The organism is Metabacillus litoralis (genome assembly GCF_007994985.1).
Classification (GTDB): Bacteria; Bacillota; Bacilli; order Bacillales; family Bacillaceae; genus Metabacillus; species Metabacillus litoralis.
The window spans coordinates 1-2,007 of sequence record NZ_VOQF01000042.1; the positions used below are offsets into that span (position 1 = coordinate 1).

General features: G+C 31.5%; 2 protein-coding genes and 1 riboswitch. Of the genes, one reads left to right on the forward strand and one right to left on the reverse strand.

The annotated features are described in order from the left end of the window. Positions 1–373: 373 nt before the first annotated feature. Positions 374–994, reverse strand: a complete 621-nt coding sequence (locus FS935_RS22975; RefSeq protein WP_146950928.1) for a hypothetical protein — start codon at positions 992–994, stop codon at positions 374–376. 151 nt (positions 995–1,145) lie between these two features. Next, a riboswitch (TPP riboswitch) is annotated at positions 1,146–1,244 on the forward strand. 100 nt (positions 1,245–1,344) lie between these two features. Between FS935_RS22975 and thiT the strand changes: the two genes are divergently transcribed. Beyond that, positions 1,345–1,917, forward strand: coding sequence for an energy-coupled thiamine transporter ThiT (gene thiT, locus FS935_RS22980; RefSeq protein WP_146950929.1), 573 nt, complete (start codon positions 1,345–1,347; stop codon positions 1,915–1,917). Positions 1,918–2,007: the final 90 nt, after the last annotated feature.

Sequence of the window (2,007 nt, forward strand, 5' to 3'; positions counted from 1 at the left end):
AAAGTAGTGTTTGACTTGCTCATAGTTGTTTCGTTTTTGTACTATATAGTACGTTTTGTTAATTGAAATTAACGTTGGCACGCTTGGTTTTGTTTAGTTTTCAAAGATCATTTTTGTGTCGTCCTGTTCAGAAGCGACTTTATTAATTTAACATTTCTATAATGACTTGTCAACATCATTATAAATATTGTTTGTGTCACGTTGTTTTAGCGACGTTTTATAATATAACATGATGAAAAATTAATAGCAAGCACTTTTTCTTGATTATTTTAATTTCTATTTATCTCTTCTATTTTATTTACCTAATCTTAAAGTTTTCATAGCTAGTGAACAACAAAAAAGATGACCAGTTTAGTCACCTATCTAATAGTTCTTATTCAAATGTTCCATTTTTATATTGTTGTTCAAGTTTAAATACGTTCTCATATTCTTCTAATAATCCCTTTTCTTCATACATCTTCATCATTATATTAAAAGCAGCAATACGAGGTGGTTCTATACCAGTATTCATTGCATTTTCAAATAATAATGGAGCTATTTCTATATGAAGCTTTGAAAATTCAATACATTTTTCTAGAGAACCTTCATGTTGTTTACTTAACTTATGGTGCATAACAATAAGCTCCTTATAGCATCTGTGGACAATAAATATATTATTTGTTCTTTTAATGACTTCGTTTAATAGCTTTTCTGCAAGCTCATATTCTTTTGCCTCAGAAGCCCAACTAGCATTACCTAACAAAAATGCATAAACACTCCTTTTTGTTTGGGCAGTACTTTTAGGATCATCTAGTTCCTCAGATTTTATTCTACCTCCAAATGACCAACTTGTACGATTTCTGATAAAGGCTTTTTCAGCACCTTGTAATGAGTGCCAAAATTCATCTAAATTTAGCTGGTGTATAATTCCACCATAATTTTTATCAATTCGCATTTCTTTTACCTTTTGCAAATTTGCTGATCCTTTAAAATTAAAGAGTTTTTTTATCCCCACATTCTCACCTCTTAGGACAATATGTAGGAATTATAAAACGTATTCTTTTTTTCATTAAAAAACCTTTTCTTACTATATATATATTTCTTTCAATAACCCTTGCCTAAGTTTTAGTCAATCATGTATAGTTAAAATCAAAAATATAAATACATTTAACCACAAGGGGAGCCATTGGCTGAGATTGGACATTTGTTCTAACCCTTAGAACCTGTTAGTTAGTACTATTGTAGGGATGTGGATGGCCATATGAAGTAGTGTTTGGAACCATCTATTACGTTCCATCACTGCTTTTTTGTGTGCAAAAAACTCTTTGTTCTTCTTTGGTTTGATGTAGAAAAGGGGATTTTGGAATGCAAGGAAATAAACGATTATTATTTTTTATCGAGGTAGCAATGTTGTCAGCTTTAGCTTTTCTTTTAGATTTGTTATCAGGAGTTATATTAAAATTACCACAGGGTGGTTCAATTTCCTTAGGCATGATTCCGATTTTTATCATTGCGTTTCGTTGGGGAATTAAAGGCGGTCTCTTAACAGGTTTATTGTTAGGTTTTTTACAGGCTGTCCTAAGTAACGCATACATTATACATCCTGTTCAAGGATTTCTTGATTATTATTTAGCATTTACAGTTGTTGGCTTTAGCGGAATATTCTTTAAAGCAATTCAAAACAGTTTAGCCCAAAACAAAAACAATGCTAGCATTGTTTATATAACTCTAGGCGTTATACTAGGAAGTGCTTTAAGACTAATCATTCACGTGATTGCTGGTGTTACATTTTTCGCTTCCTACACACCTGAAGGGACACCGGTTTTAACTTATTCTATTACTTATAATTCTATTTATATGGTTCCTACTATGATTGTGTCTGCAATTGTAGTTAGCATATTGCTGTTAGCTGCTCCACGGTTAATACAAAAGAAGTAAAAATAGTAATTATTAAAACCTTAGCCTTGAAGTGACCCCTTAAAGTTAGACACGGTTATTTCTTTAGGCAACTTGGGTAAAATGAGTTCG

What these genes read in the sequence shown, in the direction of transcription:
- thiT (WP_146950929.1), top strand. Translation starts at nt 1,345, where the DNA reads ATGCAAGGAAATAAACGATTATTATTTTTTATCGAGGTAGCAATGTTG.